This window comes from Ghiorsea bivora, from assembly GCF_000744415.1.
Lineage (GTDB): Bacteria > Pseudomonadota > Zetaproteobacteria > Mariprofundales > Mariprofundaceae > Ghiorsea > Ghiorsea bivora.
In genome coordinates, this window is record NZ_JQLW01000010.1 from 133,848 (window position 1) to 156,776 (window position 22,929).

The 22,929-nt window shown below is 46.0% G+C and carries 17 protein-coding genes; 2 read left to right on the forward strand and 15 right to left on the reverse strand.

The window, feature by feature from the left end; translation table 11 throughout:
- Nucleotides 1–11 precede the first annotated feature (11 nt).
- Together DM09_RS08885 and DM09_RS08890 are read left to right on the forward strand one after the other, a co-directional pair.
- Entirely contained in the window at nt 12–833 is an 822-nt protein-coding gene (locus DM09_RS08885) for a carbon-nitrogen hydrolase family protein (RefSeq protein ID WP_038250064.1), read from the forward strand.
- Nucleotides 830–1,429 carry a YigZ family protein gene (locus DM09_RS08890; protein ID WP_051938346.1) on the forward strand — a complete coding sequence of 200 codons (600 nt, stop codon included), beginning with the start codon at nt 830–832 and terminating at the stop codon, nt 1,427–1,429. Before DM09_RS08885 ends, DM09_RS08890 begins: the two co-directional genes overlap by 4 nt.
- A 22-nt stretch (nt 1,430–1,451) precedes the next feature.
- On the opposite strand, the gene DM09_RS08895 is transcribed toward DM09_RS08890, so the two are convergent.
- The 15 genes from DM09_RS08895 to DM09_RS11195 all read right to left on the reverse strand — a co-directional run bounded on the left by DM09_RS08895 (nt 1,452) and on the right by DM09_RS11195 (nt 22,637).
- Nucleotides 1,452–2,045 carry a response regulator transcription factor gene (locus DM09_RS08895; protein ID WP_232507798.1) on the reverse strand — a complete coding sequence of 198 codons (594 nt, stop codon included), beginning with the start codon at nt 2,043–2,045 and terminating at the stop codon, nt 1,452–1,454.
- 20 nt (nt 2,046–2,065) lie between these two features.
- A complete protein-coding gene (locus DM09_RS08900; RefSeq protein WP_198401662.1) occupies nt 2,066–3,556 on the reverse strand; it encodes a PAS domain S-box protein in 1,491 nt (496 codons plus the stop codon).
- Between the two features lie 13 nt (nt 3,557–3,569).
- Entirely contained in the window at nt 3,570–3,710 is a 141-nt protein-coding gene (locus DM09_RS11665; RefSeq protein ID WP_198401663.1) for a hypothetical protein, read from the reverse strand.
- Entirely contained in the window at nt 3,707–3,898 is a 192-nt protein-coding gene (locus DM09_RS11610) for a hypothetical protein (protein WP_157753684.1), read from the reverse strand. Before DM09_RS11610 ends, DM09_RS11665 begins: the two co-directional genes overlap by 4 nt.
- 84 nt (nt 3,899–3,982) lie before the next feature.
- Nucleotides 3,983–5,188: a sensor histidine kinase gene (locus DM09_RS11185; protein WP_051938347.1), complete on the reverse strand. Its 1,206-nt coding sequence runs from the start codon at nt 5,186–5,188 to the stop codon at nt 3,983–3,985.
- Nucleotides 5,181–8,660, reverse strand: coding sequence for a GAF domain-containing protein (locus DM09_RS11190; protein ID WP_051938348.1), 3,480 nt, complete (start codon nt 8,658–8,660; stop codon nt 5,181–5,183). Before DM09_RS11190 ends, DM09_RS11185 begins: the two co-directional genes overlap by 8 nt.
- Entirely contained in the window at nt 8,657–9,730 is a 1,074-nt protein-coding gene (locus DM09_RS08920) for a response regulator (RefSeq protein WP_038250073.1), read from the reverse strand. Before DM09_RS08920 ends, DM09_RS11190 begins: the two co-directional genes overlap by 4 nt.
- A gap of 27 nt (nt 9,731–9,757) precedes the next feature.
- Entirely contained in the window at nt 9,758–13,138 is a 3,381-nt protein-coding gene (locus DM09_RS08925; RefSeq protein ID WP_038250075.1) for a PAS domain S-box protein, read from the reverse strand.
- Nucleotides 13,135–14,217, reverse strand: a complete 1,083-nt coding sequence (locus tag DM09_RS08930; RefSeq protein WP_038250287.1) for a response regulator — start codon at nt 14,215–14,217, stop codon at nt 13,135–13,137. The genes DM09_RS08925 and DM09_RS08930 overlap by 4 nt, the downstream gene beginning before the upstream one ends.
- A gap of 110 nt (nt 14,218–14,327) precedes the next feature.
- On the reverse strand, nt 14,328–14,645 hold the full coding sequence (locus DM09_RS08935; RefSeq protein WP_038250078.1) for a hypothetical protein: 318 nt from the start codon (nt 14,643–14,645) through the stop codon (nt 14,328–14,330).
- Nucleotides 14,638–15,018 (reverse strand): response regulator, encoded by a 381-nt coding sequence (locus tag DM09_RS08940; protein WP_038250080.1) that lies wholly within the window; start codon nt 15,016–15,018, stop codon nt 14,638–14,640. The genes DM09_RS08935 and DM09_RS08940 overlap by 8 nt, the downstream gene beginning before the upstream one ends.
- 10 nt (nt 15,019–15,028) lie before the next feature.
- Complete coding sequence (locus tag DM09_RS08945; protein WP_051938350.1) at nt 15,029–18,412, reverse strand: response regulator; 3,384 nt, start codon at nt 18,410–18,412, stop codon at nt 15,029–15,031.
- A gap of 35 nt (nt 18,413–18,447) precedes the next feature.
- Complete coding sequence (locus DM09_RS08950; protein WP_038250083.1) at nt 18,448–18,837, reverse strand: response regulator; 390 nt, start codon at nt 18,835–18,837, stop codon at nt 18,448–18,450.
- A complete protein-coding gene (locus DM09_RS08955; RefSeq protein ID WP_051938351.1) occupies nt 18,830–19,447 on the reverse strand; it encodes a response regulator in 618 nt (205 codons plus the stop codon). The genes DM09_RS08950 and DM09_RS08955 overlap by 8 nt, the downstream gene beginning before the upstream one ends.
- Before the next feature lie 529 nt (nt 19,448–19,976).
- A complete protein-coding gene (locus tag DM09_RS11195) occupies nt 19,977–22,637 on the reverse strand; it encodes a putative bifunctional diguanylate cyclase/phosphodiesterase (RefSeq protein WP_157753686.1) in 2,661 nt (886 codons plus the stop codon).
- Nucleotides 22,638–22,929 lie beyond the last annotated feature (292 nt).

The window sequence follows — 22,929 nt, forward strand, 5'->3', positions numbered from 1 at the left end:
GATTCTCAATCGTGTCACTATCCCGTTTACATGTTGCCTGTCTGCAGTTGTGTAGCTCAGAAGACATTGATGACAACTTCAAGCGCATCCAAAACATCCTTGCGCCGTACCAATCAGGTGATTTTCATCTCATCGTATTACCCGAAAATGCTATTTTACTCACCAACAAACAAAACTTAAAACATAAGGCTGTACAAAAGGAAACCTATACTAAGATTTATGAACGATTTAGCCTGCTGGCCAAAGCTTATAAAACTTGGCTTATTGCAGGCTCCATACTGGTTAACGACCCAAAAAATCCGGGTAAGTTTTTTAATCATTGCCCTGTGTTTTCACCTGATGGAGAGTTGATCAACCACTATGATAAAATTCATTTGTTTGATGCCGACTTACACACCGAATCTTGGCAAGAATCGGCGCATACCAGTCCCGGCACACAACCAAGTTACTTTGAGATAGGCGAGATTTGGAACATTGGTTTGTCTATTTGTTATGATTTGCGTTTTCCAGAGCTTTATCGGCAATATAGCGAACAAGGTTGTAATATTTTCACTGTACCTGCAGCATTCACTGTGCCAACAGGTCAAGCCCATTGGGCAACGCTGCTCAAAGCCCGTGCTATTGAAAATCAAAGTTATGTGCTTGCAGCCGCACAATCGGGGCATCACCAAGATGGGCGTGACACCTATGGCCATAGCATGATTATTGATCCATGGGGCAAAACACTTGCAATATTACCTCAAGGCGAAGGTATTGTGGCTGCCACATTATCGCTAGAACATTTGCAGAATATTCGCCAACATCTACCAGCCCTTCAACATCGCCGACTGTGAGTTATAAAATACCTAAAACAGAGCTTTGTGATGAACAAGTCATTAAAAAAAGTCGCTTCATCACTCATATTGCACCAGCGGTAAATAAAGCTGAAGCTAAGCTATATATTCAAAACATCAAAGCCCTATATCCCGATGCTAGACACCATTGTTGGGCATATATTGCAGGTCACCCTACAGCCACCACAGACATAGGTTTTAGCGATGGTGGTGAACCATCAGGTACTGCAGGAAAACCCATCTTAAATGTATTACAACACCGTGGCATTGGTGAAATTGTATTGGTTGTGGTGCGTTATTTCGGTGGCATCAAACTTGGTGCTGGCGGCTTAGTTCGCGCTTATTCAAGTTCTGCTAGTCTTGCTATGGATAAGCTTAAAACGATTACTCTTGTTGAAACCAAAGTATTTAAAATTAGGTTTGACTACAACCTAGAAACCAATATTAAGCGCCTACTTGAATCCCAAAATATCAACATTCAAAAGGCTGACTATTCGGCACGTGTATCACTAACCATTGATGTACCCACCACCAATATTGAAAACCTAAATAGGCAGCTGGTTAATATTAGTTCAGGACAGTTATCTCTTATATAAAGCTTATTAAAGGGGGTTTTACCTACGAGGTGGAATCATCATGAAGCAATGCAATACGCACTATACCGGCCAAGGTGCTGACACCCAGTTTCTCTTTAATGCGGGCGCGATGCACTTCAACAGTGCGCGGACTGATCACCAGACGGGTTGCGATTTGTTTGTTCATATTGCCTTGAACCAGAAGGTCCATCACCTGACGTTCCCGGCACGTTAACAAAGCCAGACGTTTCCTCTCTGCTTTAGCATTGGCTGTCTGTGCATTGGTTATATGTTGCCGTTCCAGACATCGATTAATCGACTGCAGCAATACGCGGCTATCGATCGGCTTTTCAATAAAGTCTACTGCTCCATTCTGCATAGTCTGTACAGCCAAAGGCACATCAGCAAAAGCTGTCATCATGATGGTGGGTATTCGAATTCGCCGCTGCTTCAACTCCAGTAACAGCTCAAGACCACCCATATCAGGCATACACACATCGAGCAATATACAGGCTGGCTCCGTATAGACTTTTTTACTCAGAAAATCGTAGCAGCTGGAAAATTGCTGCACACACAAACCCTCTGACTCCAGCAGCAGTGCCAGAGAATCACGAATCGCCGCATCATCATCGACCACATATACCACAGCTCCTAGAGTCATACTTCCAGCCGTCCGTCCACGGGTAAGGTAAAACGAAACACCGTTTCTTCATTGCGATCGCTCTCAGCCCAGATGCGCCCACCATGACTATCAACAATCAACCGACTAAGCGCCAGACCAAGTCCTGTTCCCGCTTTTTTGGTGGTATAATATGCCTCGAATAACTGTTCTGCCATTTTGGCATCTATCTTCTGTCCGTGATTATGTACAGCTACCTGAATAAAATAACCAGATACCATAGTAATTCTAATCGTCAAAACATGCTCATGGGGCTGCATATCTGCCATAGCCTCACAAGCATTACGCATTAGGTTCAGTAAAACTTGACCAATAAGCACCCGATCCGCCAAAACCGGTAACAGTGTATCGTCAGATAACAATCGAATAGTCACCTTTCGCCATTCGTTTTCCATTTGTATCAGGCGGATACTCTCCTTGACTACATCCTTGATATCCAACGAGCGTAGGTTTACCTCCCCCTTGCAGGAAAAATCATGTACGCGGTGTACCACACTGCCTGCCCGTTTTGCCTGAACAGCAATCTTTTCAAGGGTTTCAACCAGCTGAGCGGATGTATAATCACCTGTTTTCAACAAATTCAGGCAAGCATCACTATAGCTGCCAATAGCGGATAGCGGCTGATGCAACTCATGAGCAATTTCAGCCGCCATCTGACCCATGTCTTTTAGTCGAGAAGCATGAGCCAGCTCCCGCATATGCTGCTGCGCCAGTCGTTCCGCCTGTTTACGATCACGAATATCACGCACATTGAACTGGTACGCCTTACATCCATTGTATACGACTAGCTTCGCACTAACTTCAACGGGTATTTCAGTGCCATCACGATGTCGATGGACACATTCAAATACAGCTCCGCCGATATGCTCCAGATCATGGAGGATAGCTTCATCGGCCAAATGAATATCCCCCATACCAAGACGCAACAGCTCCTCCCTGCTATAGCCCAGCCGACCTGCGGCATTGGCATTCACATTCAGGAAACCATGCGTTCCCGGATTAACAATAAAAATCGCATCATAGGAAAGCTCAAAAATATTGCGGTAATTCGCTTCAGACTGACTCAGCCTGAGTTTCACCTGTTGTTGTGCAGTAATATCCTCTGCAATCCCAGCAACCAGCCACGCATTGTCCCGAACCGCATAGGCCCTGTCACGAACCCAGCGTACAGAACTGTCGGGGCGGATAATTCGATATTGTTCATCATATACCCCCGCCACCTGTTTTGCCGTAGCCGCTTGCCGCACGCGCTCCCGATCATCAGGATGAATCGCATCCAGCCAACTAAGCGGTGAACAATAGAGACTACTGCAACTACGCCCCCATAGACGTTCATAAGCAGGGCTGACATAGATTACTGTCTGCTTGCTCCTTTCGGTCACCCAAAACACGGCATCAATACTCTCCACCAACTGACGAATACACTCGTCACTGCCTACGATACTATTAACATCTATAAGCTTGGACACTCCTACGACACCCTCAGACATCAAACTGTTGACCAATCATATAGCGCAACTCGATAATGGTGAACGGTTTGCCAAGCCCTGTTTCAACCCGTTTGTCAGCCTCAGTCAATTTTTCATAACCGGTGAAATAAATAATTTTCATCTCTAGGTTCACTGACAAAAGCACCAGGTTCCAGTGGTGGCTGGCAGATATGAATGATACGAATGTAAAACCATGCCTGATTTCCAATACCTAGAGATGGTCTTTAGGTCTCCTGCAGGGCTGCCAATGGCGACAACAGCCAAAATACCCTGTTCAATCCGACCATCATGACTGCGCTCAGCAAGTGTCTGTTCTGTCATAGCACTCACCCCCTCCTGATTCCTGTACAGCAATTATAAACATATAATCCTGTTTTATGAAAATATGTATTGGCTGTCAAAACATCAATCTGTCGCATTAGGTTCCACAAACTGAGGAAGATACATTGAAAATATTGCGCCTGCCCCTGGCTCGCTACTTACCTCGATCATACCACCCGCACTCTCTACCGAGCCGATGACCATAGATAGCCCCAAACCCGTGCCCTTACCCTCAGGTTTGGTCGTATAAAACGGTTCAAATATTTTCGACTGTACCTGTGACGTCATGCCGACACCATTATCCTGCACCGTAAGTCGCACATACACATCATCCTGCATCCCTATATGAGATTGCTGAAAGTGTGCATCGTTAGAAAACAGATCCAGCTTAACCTGGATCAATGGCTGATCCACACCTTCAACCGCATGACTGGCATTGGTAATCAGATTAAGTAAAATCTGTTGAATTTGAGTATCATTCCAGTACACCCACAAGCTATATTCTGGGCATATGCACGCCAGCTGGATAGAACCCGAAATAGCAGTTCCAGCCATATCACAAGCAGTCCGGACACTGTGTCCTATATCAACGCGGGAAAGAGTCACCTGTTCTTTTCGGGAAAACAGCAATAGTTGCTGAATATGTTCACTCGCCTGCATACAGATTTCTTGCATCAATGTGACGCGCTGACGCACCATATCGGGGGAGTCTGCCCCCCGCTTAATTAGATACAGGTTCCCAGTAATACTAGTGAGCACATTATTAAAATCATGTGCAAGTCCACCAGCCAACGTCCCAACAGCCTCCATTTTCTGGGCCTGATAAAGCTGCCCTAAGGTTTGTTCCAGTTCACGGGTTTTTTCCTCCACGAGATTGGCCAGGTGCAAACGGGACTCACGCACCTCTTCCAGTGCCTTCTTACGTGACAACTGAGTACTAACTCGCGCTTTCAGCACAGAACGCTGAACTGGCTTGGTCACATAGTCGCAGGCTCCTAGTGATAGGCACTCTGGTAGTCCATTCTGTGCTTCCAGTGCAGTCACCATAATCACAGGTATATCGCACAGATGTTTGTGAGCCTTAAAATACTTCAACACATCCATGCCATCCACATCGGGCATCATAATATCGAGCAGCACCAAATCCACATCACTCTGCGCAATCAAATCAATTGCCTGCTGACCGCCTTCAGCCATGATAAATTGATAACCCTCGCCTTCCAAATGATGCATAATCAATAATCTGTTGGTTTTATAATCATCGACAATCATAATTTTCGGTTTATTCATGTTCTACCCCACCATCAGCTATCAGCTCATCCATAGGAATAACAAAACTAAACCGGCTGCCCCGCCCCGGCTTACTCCAATCAAGCCAGATGTCACCGCCATGCATCTGAATAATATGTTTGCATAGCGACAGCCCCAAACCTGTGCCATCATACTGTCGGCTCAAACCGCTATCAATTTGCTGAAACGGCTGAAACAGTTTGTCATAGTCAGCCTTAGCAATTCCAATGCCTGTATCTGTAACGCTGATCTGGAGCATCTTAACATCCTTTTCTGCAATCAAGAACTCTAGGTTCTGAGCCAAAACACACCTAGCCTGTACAATTAGCGAACCACCCTCTGGCATGAATTTAATGGCGTTGACCAACAAGTTGTCCACTACCTGATAGATTTTCTGCTCATCAGCGGTACATAAACCAATATCATCATCCAGCTTTAGATGAGAAGTAATCCTTTGCTTACCACATGCATGACTATGATGGTGTAATACTTGCTCCAACAATTCCCGAATTTCAAAACACGTTATATTCATAGCCATTTTACCAGCTTCGATCTTGGCCATATCAAGTAAGTCATTGATCAAATTCAATAACCGATTTCCACTATCCATAACATAACCCAGATATACCTTCTGCTCAACCGCCATAGGGTGCGTCTGATCCAGAAGCAAGAGTTCGGAAAAACCTAAAATTGAATTGAGCGGCGTTCGTAATTCATGACTCATATTAGCTAAAAATGTGGATTTCGCTTGATTGGCTGCCTGCGCCTGATCACGCGCGATCTCCATCTGCTGAGTACGGCGTTTTACACGTGTCTCTAGGCTTTCCAGCAAGTGCGCATTCTCTATTGCCGTTGCGACCTGATTGGCAAAGTTACTCAATACTCTAATTCTGTTGCTGTTAAAAAAATTCGCTGTTTTACTATACAGATTCAACGTGCCAATCACCTTGTTTTTGGCGCCAAGCAAAGGCAGCGATACCGATGCAGCCAGCCCGTGAGCCAGCGCCCGCTCCTGCCAGGGCGAATAATTCGGGCTATTTGCCAAATCATTACATACCTGAACCTGGCCCGTACTGAACGCCCGCCCAGTTGGCCCTTTCCCATCGGGTCCATTACCTGTGCTGATCGTAATGCCGGAGAGGTATTCTCGCTGCTCCCCGCATGCACAAACAACCGTCACATTATCGGAATGATGCTCAAACAGACCAATCCAGCTTAGTTCTAGGTCAAATATACTCTGCGTTGTTTCACATGCGCTCTGATACAGTAATTCAGCATCCTGCAATCCAACCATATTTTGTGAAGCTTCTGCCATACGCTGTAACTCGTCACTATACAAGTTAATTTGTTCATCCAGTTGCTTGCGCTCAATAGCAATACCTGCAATGTGAGCCGATGTTTCCATCAACACTAGCTCCGCATCACAAGGAATACGCAACTGACTAAAATAGAGAGCAAATGTACCGATGACCTGCCCTGATGCAGAACGAACCGGATGCGACCAGCATGCGCGCAAACCATGCGTCAGCGCCAGTTGTTTATAATCCGCCCAAAGTGGGTCACTTGCAATATCACTGACAATCACAGCTTCATTCCTGAATGCTGCAGTACCGCATGAACCCACCGAGGGTCCAATGGACAAACCATCAACAGCCTGACTATAGGCAGCCGGTAAATGTTGGGCAGCAGCAGTCAATAAATGCTGGCCACTCTGATCCAGAACCAGAACTGAACAACGGGCACCAGGTAACTGTGACTCCACCATCAAATTCAACTCTTCCAAAATCTGTTGCAGAGGGGCTCCTGCCGCCAGCATTTCCAGCAAGCGGTTTTGTTCTTCAATAAACTGGCGGGTCTGCTTCCGCTCAGTAATATCCTGCACGGTACCAACCGTACATAATGCTGTACCATCTGCTGCATATTCTGTTTTACTTCGTTCATGTACCCATCGAACAACACCATCATTAAGCAATACACGGTGTTCAATATCAAAAGCAGTTTTGTGATCAACCGACTGCCTAAATGTCCGTTCCACCATGTCCCGATCATCGGGGTGCACCACCTCGATAAAACTTTCGTAGCTAAAATACTGCTCCCCGAGTTCTTTTCCGAAAATCAGCAGTGTCTGCTCAGACCAGAACAGTTTATGATGCATATGATCAAGCATCCAGTGTCCTAGCTTGGCAATACGTTGCGCCTCTAGGTGTTGCTGCTGGACTTGTTCAAGCGCTTCTCTGGCAGCATGCGCATCTTGCATCATATTCAAGGCGACAGCTTCTGCCTGCTTTGTTTCCAGCAGCGTTTGCTGCAAGCTCGCTTCAGCCTGTTTGCGTTTGGTAATATCTGTGGAAATGCCGCAAACAGCATAGGTTTCACCATCATCATCATACAATGGGAATTTGACCGAGATATAAACATGCTCTCCGTCATCATGAGGAACGGTCTCTTCAAACTCCAAAGGTTTACCATGTTGCAGAACAGCAAGATCATTGGCTCGAAATGCATCAGCAGATGACACTGGGAACAAGTCATAATCTGTCTTCCCTAGCACCTCCTCCCTGCGCACATGAAACAGATTTTCATAACAACGGTTGACCTGCATATACGCCCCGTCAACATCCTTGACATAAATCACGGCGCTAGAGTGATCCAAAATCGCCTGTAATCGTTGTTTACTCTCGCTGATTTCCCTTAACGATTGCAAATGTTTGCTAATATCTTGGATCATTAACTGCACTGCGGGCTGCCCCTGATAATCAGCATGGATAATGCTCAACTCAACATCAAGATGCATTCCAGTCGTCGTTTGTAAGATGCACGACCATGCAAACACTGGCTGCTGATCATTTAATACTCTGGTCATTTTTACACGCAGTACATCCATGGCCGCAGCATCAGCCAGTATACATGGGTGCCGACCGATCAAAGCATCGGCATCACAAGCTTCAAATATGGTTACGGCGGCCTTATTGGCATAAGTAATCCGGTTTTTGCAAATCACTAAAACACCCACCGGCACCGATTCGATCAGCTGATGATAACGCAGTTCACTCTGTTGCTGTTGCAAACGCTGGCTTTCATGCAAGCGCATATTCTCTTTCTTTAAAGCCTGAAAGGATAAGCAACGCTCTACACTTTTGCACAATTCAAAGTGGTTTATCGGCTTTTCCAGATAATCGACAGCACCATTGCGCAGTGCATCAATGGCATTGTGTTTATTGGCATGTGTTGAGATGACCATCACTGAGCACAACGGATAGTGCTTCCGGATACTGGACAACAGCTCCAAACCCTGGTCCTGATGTGATGCAATATCCACCAGCGCCACACTCACGGATGCATCCATTAGTTTTGCTGCCTGATCATAATCCGCCGTTTCAATCACGTCGTACCCTGCTTGCTCTAAGGCTTCCCCATAGACATGCCGGGTAACGTCATCATCAACCAGTAACAGCTTTTCCCTGTGTATCATAAAGGATCAGCCGTCTTAATATTGGCAAAAATTTCTTCCAGCTCATTCGCTATTTGCAAGAATGCCGCATGAACACGTGGATCGAAATGCGCAGGTTTGATGCGATCGTCCCCATAACGAATAATATCAACGGCAGTTGTATGATCAAATGCTTCTTTATGATGACGCTGGCTACGTAATGCATCATAAACATCACATATTTTCATGATACGAGCCGGTAATGGCGTCTTTTCACCCTGCAACCCCTGCGGATAACCACTACCATCCCAGCACTCATGATGATACAGGGCAATGATTTTCCCCATGCGGATATAGGGGGAGTTGCTGCCAGATAAGATCTTGGCACCGATCACCGTATGCATTTGCATTTTCTTCCATTCTGACGCATCCAGTGCGCTGGACTTTTGAATAATATGATCCGCTACACCAACCTTACCCACATCATGCAACATGCTGGCCAATGCAATCGTATTACAAAAAAACTGATCTTTACCCAAGGCGGCTGCCAATGTTTTGGTATAATAACTGATTCGACGCACATGGGCACCGCCCTCGTCATCCCTGTATTCTGCCGCGCGCATCAATACATAAATACCATCCTCAAATGAGCCGACCAGCTCCTTAGTCCGCCTTCGCACTTCCTGCTCCAAGGTATTATTGTTCTCTTTCACCATATCCATCGCCAGCTTGAGGCGCAAGAGGTTACGTACTCGGATCTGTATCTCATTAGGTTTGACTGGTTTGCTAATAAACTCCTCCACCCCAACCGCCAGACCTCGTTCACGTGAAGCCTGATCTTCCAGCGCCGTCACCATAATAATCGGTATATCAGCCGTAGCTGTATCACTCTTGAGGTGTTGAGCAACCTCAAAACCACTCATGCCAGGCATCATGACATCCAGCAGAATCAAATCAGGCATATAGGATCTGACTTTTGAAATAGCGGAGGCACCATCCTTGGCTTCTTCGTGATTATACCCTTCATCAGTTAACAAACGTTTCAACAGCATCCGGTTCCGCATATCATCATCAACCACCAATATTTTTGCGCCATCCGTATTTATTCCCATTCGGAGTTCCTCCTGTTCATCACGATTTCATTCAAACTGTGCTGTGTTGTTACCAACAAAACCCAGTTTAAGCAGCACATCATTTAAGGCCTGATCACTGACCGGTTTCTGAAGCATCGCCGATGCCCCTAACGCCATACCTTTTTGATAGTTATCTTGAGCCACAGCTGAGACCACCAGCACTGGCACATTGATACCGTTCTGATGTTTCTTTAGCGCTTCCAGAAACTGCCAACCGTTGGTTAATGGCAACATAATATCCAACACAATCAGGTCTGCTTGGTGATTTCTTAGCCAAAATATCGCACCTTCAGCCGTCGCTGCCCGCTCTGCCAGAAAACCGTATTTTTCCAGTTTTCGGCGCATTAATTCGGCCGAGCTATGATCATCCTCAATAATCAGGGCACACAGCTGGTCGCCAGCGGTGACAAGCCCACGCGCGCCATACTCACGGTTCACCTGATTTACATTTTCATTTACATTTTCAGGTTCATCTGCACATATGGCCTGTCGGTAGGGGATACTGATTGTAAATGTACTGCCCTGACCCGGGTTACTCTCAACACGCACATTGCCACCATGCAATTCGACCATAGATTTAACCAGAATAAGTCCCAGCCCAGTACCCTCATAACGACGCGTCAAGGATCCATCTGCCTGCTCAAAAGGGAAGAAAATACGCTCCTGATCCTCTTTAGCAATTCCGATACCAGTATCAATGACAGAAATTTCCAGATATGGCTTGTCTGCACCTTCAACAAGGTCTGTCGATGGCACCAAACAAGCGCTCAAGGTCACTGAACCACCTTTGGGGGTAAACTTCACTGCGTTAGAGAGCAAGTTATACAAAATCTGCTTCAACTTACGGATATCAACAATGCAGCTTCCAAGCCCCGCATCAATATCCGTGTGCACCGATACGCCGTGTTTCATCGCTTTTTCACTGATAATGGAGAGACTATTTTCCAACATATCCGAAATAATTACCGCATTCAGTTCCAGTTCCATTTTGCCAGCCTCGATTTTGGATAGGTCGAGAATCTCATTGATTAGCTCCAGTAAATGTTGACCACTATCGAAAATTTCCTTCAAATAATCCCGTTGATCGTGATTCAGTTCGCCAACCGCACCATCTTTGATCAACTCTGAAAAACCGATAATGGCATTGAGCGGCGTACGTAATTCATGACTCATATTAGCCAAAAACTCGGACTTCATACGGCTAGCGCTTTCCAGCTCTCTGTTTTTACTTTGAATTTCATCACGTTGTTGCTGCAATTGTATAGCTTGCTGTTTGAGCACATCATATTGTTCAAAATTGTTGAATGCGATTCCCATCTGGGTGACAAACTGCGCTATCAACTTGCGATCTAGCTCATTCATAGGTGCGCTGGCTGCCAATACCAGTACGCCAATTAAGCTGCGTTGAAACAGTATAGGACAGGCCATGACAGCAACTGGCATAAAGGAGAGTATGCCGGCTTCTATCAACAGCCCTCCCTGTTCCGCCTGACCATCAATTTCCAATATTTGTTGCGCCTTCGCAGCCTGTCCCACCAGCCCTTCACCCATCATTATTTCTGTTTGCATATGATCTGGTGCCCCATGCGAGGCCGCGCAAATCAGCCTGCCTTGCTGCGCCTCATGCAGATAAATCGCAGAAACTGGGAAATCGTGATGTTCAGCCAAAACAGATAAAATATCATGCATCGCTTCAGCCTTGTCATGCGTGGACGACAGCACAGACATGCAAGCAGCATAGGATTTTTCATAATGAGCATGTTTGATCAGATCTGCATTTTTTGCCGCAATCTCTTCGGCGGCTTGTGTCAGCTCACTGATGTCTCGGACGATGCCAACAAAGCTATGCTGCTCATCGCTGCGCACCTCGCTAATTGACAGGTCAATCGGAAAGGTGCTGCCATCCCTGCGCAAGCCAACCAGTTGACGATGCAAAACCCCTAATCTTTCTGTTTCTGTTGCACGCTGGATATAATCATCATGCTGAGAGCGAAATGACTCCGGCATCAATATTTTAACATTTTTACCTATCACTTCACTGGCACTATAACCAAAAATATGTTCAGCTGCCCGATTAAAACTCTGAATGATTCCATGATGATCAATCGTAATCAGACCATCAGCCATCGACTCCATAATATTCGATAACCGGGCTGTCCTATCCTTCACTTCTCTGGCCAGTTGCGCGGTGGTTTGCTGTTGCTTTTCAGCAAATGCATTCACCATACCGTACAAGGTTTTGAATTCATCCCTCACCTCATGAACCGGCAATCGGACAGACAAGTCGCCTTGTTGCAAACGTTCAGACGCCTCAACCAACTGTCCAATCGGACGTACAATTTTTCGCGTAGCTACCCAGGCCACCACAACTAGGCATAATCCGGTTATCAATAATCCCAACAACAGAATCGAATTACCTGTGCCTTCCAATTCGCTATACAGCAGCTGTTCGGGCATGGTACGCAATAACACCCAATAACGATGGTGGTGATCTCTTGGCGCCGCATAATATATCTTCTCAAATAATTGTAACTCTCTCGTACCGTCACTGCGTTGCTCTACAGCCACATAACGTTGCTCACTACCCAGCGCTGACAATAACCCATATACACTTTCTTCCTCAGCGTCGTCACGACCTAACTCATGAGCAAAACGTTTCTCCATTATAGGGTGCAGCAGATAATGCCCCTGCTCATCGAACAAATAGTTTTTTATGCCGTCATGTTCAGCAGGTAACGACTTCAGCAGATAGTCCGCCAATACATTGGCAACCAGCAAACCACGCAACTGCTGTTTGTCATCGTAAACCGGCACAGCCAGATGAATCACCGCCCGCTGCGGCAGCGTAATGCGACCATGTTCTCGACTGAGAATCATTTCACCTATATATACCGAATTTGCTGACATCTTAATAGCCTGCTGAAAATAATTGCACGATGCTTTATTCTGCAAAGCCTGCTGCGGTATAACCCGAATCACACCATTAACGGCATCCACGCGCACCATTTCCATACCATTCTCATCAAAATACCGTAATTTCTCAAACCGCCCACCGTGGCTCAGAAATGCTGAAAAAATCTGTTGCATCCGCTGTCTCCAGACCTCCACGGAGTCACCGGATTCTGGATCAATGCCGCCAGCTGCACGAGCTCGCATAATCGCCTCAACTGGAGGAATGCCACGCAGCGTGAGCAAACTTTCTTCAGCAGCATACAATTTGGAGCGCATGCCGACTGCTGCCTTTTCCAAGTCATCCTGAGCCAGTGCCAGGCTGTGTTGCCTGATCAGCTGCATGTTTTGCCAATAGATAAAACCGCTGGCAATCAGTAAAGAGGTCACCACAAGGCCAGAAACAGCCAGAACAATTTTACCTCGCAACCCCATCATGAAGAGGTGCCTGTCTCATGAGCATCCGAATACTGATCATACACCTGTGCCAGATAACCGGCAGCCTGAACAAAGGCAGCCAGCACCTCTGGATCAAAATGTCTGGGCTCTGTACGCCCGTCACCCTCGGTGATAATTGCAAATGCCTTATCATGATCAAACGCCTTTTTGTAAGGGCGTTCACTGCGCAGGGCATCATACACATCACATATTTGCATAATCCGGGCTGAAAACGGAATAGCTTCACCCTTCAATCCTTGTGGGTAACCACTACCATCCCAGCGTTCATGATGGCACAGTGCAATACAAGCTCCCATTTTTAGATGCGGAGAAGAGTGATCTTTAAGAATATTATGCCCGATGGTGGCATGTGATTTCATAATCACCCACTCATCTTCATTCAATGGCCCCTGCTTGAGCAGGATGTGATCCGGTATGCCGATCTTACCCACATCATGCATCGGACTGGCATGAAAAATCAATTCGCAAAACTCATCATGTTTTTCCATTTCTTGCGCCAGATGTTTGGCGTAATAGGATATGCGGCGCACATGTGCGCCAGTTTCATCATCACGATATTCAGCTGCACGCTGCAGCGTCAACAGAGTCTCTTTGAACGAATTTTGTAAATCCCGGGTACGCTCAGACACTATTGACTCCAGCATTTGGTTGCTGTTTTTCAACTGTTCGCTCAAGGCGTGCAAACGCAGCATGTTTTTGACTCGGATCATCAGCTCATGCCTGTCGACCGGTTTGCTAACCACCTCTTCAGCGCCGGCATCCAAAGCCCGAATGCGGGACTGCCTGTCCTCCAGTGCTGTCACCATAATTACCGGCACATCCCTGTCGCTGACCGAGTGTTTCAAACGAGAGGCTACTTCAAAGCCATCCATCTCCGGCATCATAATATCCAGCAAGATAATATCGGGCATCTCGTGCGCCACATGCTCCAGCGCGGCTTTGCCACTCTGAACAGTAGATATATTGTGATATTCAGAACTAAGCATATTACGCATTAAGCTCAGGTTTTGGGCATTATCATCCACCACTAAAATTTTAGCATTGCTTACATCTAACATACCCATCACCCCTTATCCAAAATCCAATTTCATCTTATTTTCCGCTACCAGTCGTATGTCTCAGTTGTTTGCTGACATGCCAGAACAGCCCCTAGGCATCCTCTGCATGATTAGAACAAGCTGCATGACTTACAACTACATCCACGCTCTGATTCAGCAACTCTTGATAAAAACGCTGCTGCCATGGCAGCCTGCCTTGCATGGGCATGCAGCATCAGAATCAGGCACTCCTGAGCTTGTCCACCATAGGTAATCAGCTCATGCGAACGAGCCATACGTGTGATAATACTGGTAACATGCAAAAAGTCTGCACCCTCAGGCAAGCGTAGGCAGAGCAATGCAAACGGCACATGGTTGCGTTGTTTCATATTTTCAATCGCATACCATCGAGGTAAATAGTCCAAAAACAACCAGCATTGATCAATCATGATTTCCTGCTTCTAGGTGTTGGGCAACCGTGACCAAGAACTGTTTGTAATCAATAGGTTTGGTCACATAATCATCGCAGCCACCAGCCAGCATACGCTCCCTATCGCCCTTCATGGCAAAAGCAGTAAGCGCGATGACAGGAATATCACGTGTAGCAGGGTTTTGTTTCAACCTAGCTGTTGCGGTCAAACCATCCATGCCTGGCAACTGTATATCCATCAAAATCAAATCTGGATGTTCTGACTCCACCAGCAATAGACCAGCCTCTGCACTCATTGCCGAACAAACATTGTAACCGGCACTGTTCAATATGGCCGAAACCAGCTTCAAATTGGCTAGGTTATCTTCAATAATCAAAATCATATCGCTCATGGATATCTCCTCAGGATGCAGCCAGTTGTTTACTATGATAAGTCGCACGCTTAACTTCATTGATAAAGTTATTGTGATTAAAACTACTCTTTTGCATCACTTTAATGATATCGCCATTGAGTTGTCGGCGATCCTTTTCATCCAGCTCCTTAGCCGTCAAAATGATGATGGGGATTAAAGCCATTTTCGGCATCTTTTTCAGTTTATCGACAACATCGAATCCACTGAATTTGGGCATCATCAGGTCGAGAATAATGAGATCTGGGCAGGCTGATTCAGCGATATCAATAGCCTCCTTGCCCCCGTAGGCCTTAAGTACATCACAACCGACTGTCGACAAATGTTTGGCAACCAGTTCCACTGCTTTGGGATCATCATCAACCACTAGCACACGTTTACCTTCAAGTGAAAAGTCCAGTCCTGCAATAGCACCAATCAGCGTTTGTCGTTCCACAGGTTTTTGCAAAACATCGGCTGCCCCGAGAGAAAAACCTTTTCCCGAATCGGCTACGATTGACACCACAACAATGGGAATCTGAGCTGTATCCGACTGCTGCTTAAGCATGTGCATCAAATCCCAGCCATCCATACCTGGTAACATAATATCTAAGGTAATCAAATCGGGGCGTTCATCAGCAATCATTTCTAGCGCCTGTTCGGCGCTGATAGCATGACGAGTGGCATATCCAGCCCGTTCAAGCTGTATTTTCATTAAAGCCGCCGCTTTTTCGTCATCTTCGACAATCAGTACGTTATGATGATTTGATATGAGTTTTTTCACCCCGTGCTGATTTTCCTGCAGGCGCAAAGTAGATGTCTGCCTCTCAGCTTCCTGTTTGGACACCAGATACGGCAACCAAACGACAAAGATGCTACCCTCATCCGTAGCACTCTTCAGCCCCACTGTGCCGCCATGCAGCTCAGCCAATCGCTTGAGTATTACCAAGCCCAATCCCGTGCCTTCATAAGCCTTGGTTAACATGCTTTCCAATTGCTGAAACGGTGTAAACAGCTGTTGCTGATCCTCAGGGCTGATACCGATACCAGTATCAGAAACCATAATCTCCAAAAACTCTGCCGCAGGTGAGGCAGGCGCATTGACAGCCGAGGGATGGTTCTCATCAGCCACATGCAACGCATCGGCCATGACGCGCCGTACTGTAAACTTCACACGACCACCATCAGGAGTAAACTTCACAGCATTGGACAGCATATTGTAAATCATCTGTTTGGTCTTACGCGCATCGAGGTAACATTCCGATAAATTGTCCGCAAAATCGCAATCCAGCCGAAGATGATGCTCCAGCATTTTTTCCTTGATCATCGAAACGCTGTTTTGCAGCACCTCACTAAGATGAACTGGTTCCAAATCCAGCTCCATTTTTCCAGCTTCAATTTTAGACAGATCCAGAATATCGTTAATCAGCGAAAGCAAGTGCTTACCACTGGTGTATATATCAGTCACAAAGTCTTTTTGATCTGCCTGTAACTCACCGCCCAGCCCATCTTTCAATAGCTCGGAAAAACCAATAATAGCATTGAGTGGCGTGCGTAATTCATGGCTCATATTAGCCAAAAATTCCGATTTCATCCGATTCGCCTGCTCCAGCTGTGTATTTTTTACCTTAATTTCATCACTGTGCATTTTTAATTCTTCAGCCAAGTTTGTTAGCGCCTGATGCTGGGTAATATTATTCAGTGCAACACCCATTTGTCGGCAAAGACGTTCAATAAAGACTCGATCTATTTCCAGTAGCGGTTTGGTAGAGGCCAGCACCAACACGGCCAAAGCGCGCTCCTGAAAACAGATGGGTGCTACAATAACTGCTGCAGGTGAGAATGATAATAGACCCGTATCGATAGAGATGATATGAGCCCCTTCTAACTCATCCAAAACAGTCAACTCCCTATCCCGAAACGCTTGACCAAGCACGCCCTCACCCATCTGAAAGCTATCTGGCAATGACCCCGGAATGCCATGATCCGCAGCCCTTGTCAGTTTACCACTCCATTCATCATACAAATAAACTGCAGACACAGGAAACGGGTGCTGTTGAGACAGTACCTCAAGCGTACCGTTCAGCACATCTTCCTGCTCCAGACTTTTGGCATACAGGCTGACTATTTTACCGTAACTCGCCTCATACCTATTACGTATAGCAATCTCGTGATTCTTTGCTGTCATACTCGCTTCCATCCGTTTGCGCTCAGCGATTTCCTTCTCAAAATCTGCCCGGGAAGCCGTCAGTGTTTTCAAATTGACAACCATCTCGTCAAAGGCACGTGATAACAGCCCAATCTCATCATCACGGTCTGTACTCACTTTATGATCCAGATTCCCCTGTCCGATAATGGCAATACCCCGCCTGAGCTCCTGAATCGGAGCAGAAAATGATCGGGCTGCAGCCATGGCAACCAGAACAATCAATACCAGCACTACTCCCCCCACCAACAACGCCAGATGCCTAAGCGAAACCACAGGAGCAAAAGCTTCCGACACATCTATTTTAGATACCATACCCCAACGCATGGATGGAATATAACGCCAGACAGCAATCACCGCTTCACCACGATAATCCACAGATACACCGGAACCTTCATGCCCACGCACAGCCTCTTGAATGGGAAACCCACGGCTTTGCCCGAATGCTACCCTACGATGCATCGCTGCAGATGGGTCATGACGCAATACATTTAGAAACAATGCATAACCATGTTTTTCCTGGGCAATCAGTGTTTCACCACTATGCCCCAAACCCGTCGTCTGTTGCACCAAGTCATAAACAGGCTGCATATCTGTTTCCAAGGCCAGCACACCAATAAACGTCCCATCTTCCCCAAACAACGGGGCCGTCGCAAGCATCTCATAACCACCCCCGATATCATCCCCATGTTTAAATGCCTTCCTCACTTCAATGATATCACTCAGGTATATCCGATGTTTCCCTTCCTCAAATGCATGCCTATCCACCAGCGGTTTGCCCATATCGATGGCTGCATGTGCCTGATTCGACACATAAACGACTTTGCCATCCGGAGATAACAGCATAATATCTTTAAATCCCTTGATTTTCTGCAGCGTCTCAAGCTGTCCATCCAGGCTCTTCTTGGCTCGAATATATGCCGGGTTCTGCTGATCATGTGCGAAGCGGATGAGCAACGGCAGATTGGTTTTTATATTATAATAGTCTTGAGCTATAGCCGCATCACGTTGCAAATCTTGCATAAATCTTTCAATGGCACGCACCTTCAGATCCGCAATACTTTCCAATGCTGCTATACGGTTGCTTTTCAGCAGTGATTCTGCCTCATGAAAAAAAACAGTGCTGATAAACAACATGGGTAATAACGCCATGCACAAAAGAATTATCATGAGTTTCTGTTTAATCTGCATTGATCCACCCCTCTTCCCCACATAAGCACAAATATTCACAGCTCATCATTGTCGCCCCGCCTATCAAGCAGCGTTTGCACTTGTGCGACAAATTCCTCAACCTTAAAAGGTTTGGAAACATAAGCATCAAAACCAAGTTCAATCAGACGTTTGTAGTCATTCGTCATAGCCATGGCTGTCAACGCCACGATAGGGATATCTCGGGTACGTTCTTCTCCACGCAGTTCATGCAGTGCCCCGATACCGCCGAGACCCGGCATCATAATATCCAGCACGATCAGATCTGGTGGAGGCTGCTGCATGGCCAGTTGAACTACGGCTTCTCCGCAACTCGCTTGCTGGGCCTGGTGTCCAGATTGTTTCAAAATCTCACATGCCAAAGTAAGATTGAGCGGGTCGTCATCCGCCACCAAAATGTTAGCCACGATATCCCTCGCTATATTGTTTCGGTTCAGATGGCTGGTTAGGCGCTAACAAACCCTGAATCGTCTCAAGCAACTGCACTATACTGACTGGCTTAAATAAGGTGGCATCTGGTTTGGCCGCCTTGATATTTTTTAGTACCAAACTGCTGTCTTGAGCTCCCGTCAATACAACAATTCGCATGTTTTCAACCAATACGGGGTTCTCACGTAAACGCCTCATCACTTCCAAACCATTAATATCCGGCATCATAATATCCAGAATCATCAAATCAGGTTTAAGGTCGCCAACTCTAATCAACCCACTATAACCATCCCCTACACAAGAGACTTCACATGGCAACAAACTCAGCTTCATAGCGCTACGCACCAGCTCGCAGACTGCAGGATCATCATCAACAACAAGTATCTTGTATAATCTCTCTTGAAGCTCAATTGGCACCGACATACCGTTTGTTTGTAAAAAACGCAGCAACGACGTACCCACAATGCGCCAGCGCCCCCCAGGGGAAATAACCGCTTCGATATCTCCCCTGCGAACCCAACCTTTAACAGTATTGATATGTACGCAACAAATTCTCGCCGCCTCACCCGTAGTAAAATATTGTTTCATGCATGCCTCACAAAAGTAACTGTATATGACAGTATAGACAGTAGTGACGAATATGTCAATGTATATTATGATATACTCATCTATCAACCCATTAAACACTGGCGTGAACCACTGCTGTCTCACTTCCTGCTTAGAGAGTCTTTAGAGCCTGAGAGGTTATCAATAAGTTTTCTTTCATGCATACAGTATTGGACATGAACTTATAAACTTTCCCTAGCGTCACTCCTGCGCAGGCGGGAGTGACGCTAGGGAATTTTAAGTGGGATGACAGTGGGGAGAACCAAAACTTTTATTGTTCATACACGACAACCAACCCATAGAATCCGCTCGGATAAATATCTTCATAAGAAGACCAATCGCGCGCAAAAAACAGCGCTAGAAACAGTGCTGTATGCAGAGCCTAACTCGGGTAAAAAACAGATGGAGCGGTTAGAATCAACATAGCTACAAAAAACACCCCATCATCTGACTGCCTTTGCACTCAGTTGTTTTGGTATAATAAACAGATCGGCTTCTCAAGGGGGCTATATCACCATTTTTGGCTATAACGTTTCAAATGAAGGCGTGTTTCATCAACAGAAAGAGGTCTGCTAAATAAATACCCCTGAATTGCATCACACCCCTCATGCCGTAGAAATTCAAGCTGAATTTCTGTCTCCACACCTTCTGCAATCACTTTTTTATTCAAGGCGTGTGCCATTGCTATGGTAGAATGAACAATTGCCGCGTCATCCTTGTCATCAGGTAAATTATGGATGAATGCCATGTCTATCTTGAGCCAGTCCGCAGGCAAGTGTTTTAAATAGGCCAACGATGAGTAACCCGTACCAAAATCATCAATGGCAATAGAAACACCACCATCCACCAACTCTTGCATCATACGCGCCGACATTTCCAAATCGCTCATCGCTGCAGTCTCTGTGATTTCAATTTCAAACCACTCTGGTTTTGCCCCAGATTCTTGAATCGTTGTCAGAATTTCTTTTGCTAAACCTTTGCGTATCAACTGCGAAGCAGAAAGGTTTAACCCTATTCTTCCCGGAAAAACTCCAATTTTACGCCAAGTTTTGGCATCTTGGCAGGCTTGGCGAAGCAATACAAAAAGCATGGAATGAATCAGACCGCTTTCTTCAGCCAGTGGAACAAATCTATCTGGCGTAATCAAGCCTTTTTCAGGATGCTGCCAGCGCACCAATCCTTCTAAACCAATAATCTTGCTATCCACCAGTTGATGTTTACTTTGGTAATATAAACGAATCTGGCCTTCATCCAGTGCTTTGACCAGCTCCTGCTCCATTACCAGTCGATTCTTAAGTCTATCTTCCATAACAGACTCAAAACAATGAATATTCAAATCACGTTTTTTTGCATAATGCATGGCTGTAGTTGCATGTTTGACAAGCGTCTCTGCATCCTCCCCATCATTCGGAAAAACAGCTACCCCGATATTAACGCCAAGTAAAAACGCTTGACCACCCACCTCATACGGCAAACATAAAGCTTCTTTCACTTTTTCTGCCATCTGCATAGCGTCCACCTTACCTGCATCCGGCAGCATGATAGCAAACTCATCACTGTCCAAACGTGCAGTTGAATCCGATTCGCGCACTAATCCAAGCAACCGATCTGTGGTTATTTGTAAAACCTGATCGCCGGCTAAAAAACCCAATGCGTCATTCACTTCCTTAAAACGATCAATGTCCAATACAAGCAAACCCAACTGCCGTTTTTCCCTACGCACCAACGCCATCATTTTATCTAGGCGATCAGTAAACAGTGAACGATTCGGCAGTTTCGTTACGGCATCAAAACCAGACAACCATTCCAGTTTCGCTTCCACATTCTTTTGCTCAGATAGATCCCGCAACATTAGAGTTACCTGCTGTTCGCCCATAACCTGAAATCCGCTCGCAACCAACTCTGCTGGGAATATGACGCCATTTTTTCGCCGCGCCTGTACCTCGTATGTACTCGCGGTTCTGCAACCACTCTGAATCACTTCAGCCAACAGCGAACCAGACTGACTTTCTCCCTCCCAAAGCACCAAATCATCAAGCATGAGTGTATCCCACTCATTACCTCGATACCCAAACAGAATACAGGCTGCCGGATTGGAATGCTTTATTGCACCGTCCACAGTGGCAAATAAAATAGCATCTTGAACATAATCCATGATGGATTTGAGCCTACATTGCTCACCCTGCAAGCGTTTCCTTGCCTTCTGGCGCAGATATTTACTATAATAAAGCATATTATAACCCAGTAAGATCAGCAGCAGCAGAATAATCCCCCCCGATATCAACCCCCAGATTGCCATTGGTTTAACGTTTGCAACCAGGCTTTCAATCAGCTTAGGCATAGCAACAGCATTGACGAAGAACTGACGACCAGCCAACTCGAAACTGCCACGCCATACTATCGAGCTGGATACCGCAGTGTCTGGGGCTCTAACATATAGTGGAATCACCGCATCGGGGCTCGAAACATCGCCACGTTCAGGAACGTGGACAGAAACACTGATCGACATATCAACAGACAATTGCCGTTTATCAGCCGCCTGCAAAACCTGTTCCAGCACGGGCTGAATGGCAATATCAACAACCAACATCCCACACTTTTCCCTTGCACAAACCTTGTGGAAGGTACGTAACAATGGTCGTTTCCCATCCGATTGAATAACTGTAAGTAACATTTGACCAGCTTGAATCGTCGGTAGCTTGGACATACCAAGCGGCAGCAATGGCAAACCGGACATATTCGGGTCAGTATATTGAATTGGTTCACGACTATCTGGCAAATAAACTGCTGCCTGCGCCAATGCACCAGTATGTATAGAAACGAATTCCCGCAACAATGTACGTGCCTCTTCCCATTCGCTCATATGGTGATGAACCAGCAACTCCGAATACACATATGCCGCCAGACCACGTGTAGTCTCTAAGTGTTTCCTAACAATTTCCTTTATATCATAAAGCAGCAATTCACCGCGATGATTCACTCCGCGTTGCACAAATTGCGTCTTGGATTGAGAAAAATGGAGATAGATACCGATATTTGCAGCCACTGCCACAATCAGTATAAACGCCAACCCATGGCGAGCCAAACGGCCAAACAACCATTGCATCATCATCACCCCTATCCTATCAATCACCCCTACCCTATCAATCAGCCATAACTTGGGAACAGCCACGCTTCATAATAGTCCTATCGCCATTATCGGTTTGGTCTTAAGTTTTGGATACTTGGTAGAACTACTTAGAAATAGTTGGTTGTAAGTTGGTGGTTCTTTATGCTCATCCACTTGCTTTGATTTTCGGTTTTAACAATCGTTTTTTCAGGTGCAAGCAGATAAATTTTACTGACTACAAACACGCCAGTATCAAGGGGTAGAGAAGGGAAATAGTTGCTATCATCTAGACGATACTCGATTGAACAGGATACCCTTATTGTGACTGATGCAAACCCTAGCACAACTTAGGGAT

Bases quoted from the DNA above. Each gene is read 5' to 3' on its own strand.
- DM09_RS08955 (WP_051938351.1), bottom strand. From the start codon at position 19,447: ATGAAACAATATTTTACTACGGGTGAGGCGGCGAGAATTTGTTGCGTA.
- DM09_RS08945 (WP_051938350.1), bottom strand. From the start codon at position 18,412: ATGCAGATTAAACAGAAACTCATGATAATTCTTTTGTGCATGGCGTTA.
- DM09_RS08935 (WP_038250078.1), bottom strand. From the start codon at position 14,645: ATGATTGATCAATGCTGGTTGTTTTTGGACTATTTACCTCGATGGTAT.
- DM09_RS11185 (WP_051938347.1), bottom strand. From the start codon at position 5,188: ATGAATAAACCGAAAATTATGATTGTCGATGATTATAAAACCAACAGA.
- DM09_RS08930 (WP_038250287.1), bottom strand. From the start codon at position 14,217: ATGTTAGATGTAAGCAATGCTAAAATTTTAGTGGTGGATGATAATGCC.
- DM09_RS11190 (WP_051938348.1), bottom strand. From the start codon at position 8,660: ATGATACACAGGGAAAAGCTGTTACTGGTTGATGATGACGTTACCCGG.
- DM09_RS08920 (WP_038250073.1), bottom strand. From the start codon at position 9,730: ATGGGAATAAATACGGATGGCGCAAAAATATTGGTGGTTGATGATGAT.
- DM09_RS08940 (WP_038250080.1), bottom strand. From the start codon at position 15,018: ATGAGCGATATGATTTTGATTATTGAAGATAACCTAGCCAATTTGAAG.
- DM09_RS11610 (WP_157753684.1), bottom strand. From the start codon at position 3,898: ATGACAGAACAGACACTTGCTGAGCGCAGTCATGATGGTCGGATTGAA.
- DM09_RS08925 (WP_038250075.1), bottom strand. From the start codon at position 13,138: ATGATGGGGTTGCGAGGTAAAATTGTTCTGGCTGTTTCTGGCCTTGTG.